Below are 289 nucleotides of genomic sequence, written 5' to 3' on the forward strand. Positions count from 1 at the left end.
GGCTGGAGTCGGAAAGCTATCTCGCTTTGATCGAGGAGCTTCCCGTTTCTTTTGTCGCCGTGGATGAGGCACACTGTGTCTCCCAATGGGGGCATGATTTCCGTCCCAGCTATCTGGCGGTCTCCCGTTTTATTCAATCGCTGCCGCATAGGCCAGTCGTGGCGGCGTTGACGGCTACTGCCACCCCCGAAGTGATGACGGACATCCGCAAACAGCTTGCGCTTGTCGATGAGGAGCTTTTCATCACCGGATTTGGCCGGGACAATCTGATCTTGTCCGTTCGCAAGGG

Annotated in this window: 1 pseudogene; it reads left to right on the forward strand. The window is 56.7% G+C overall.

From position 1 onward, the window contains the following. Window positions 1–289, forward strand: a pseudogene (locus tag MXD62_RS08385) (DNA helicase RecQ); the annotation flags it as partial.

This window comes from Frankia sp. Mgl5, assembly GCF_023242985.1.
GTDB lineage: Bacteria > Actinomycetota > Actinomycetes > Frankiales > Frankiaceae > Parafrankia > Parafrankia soli.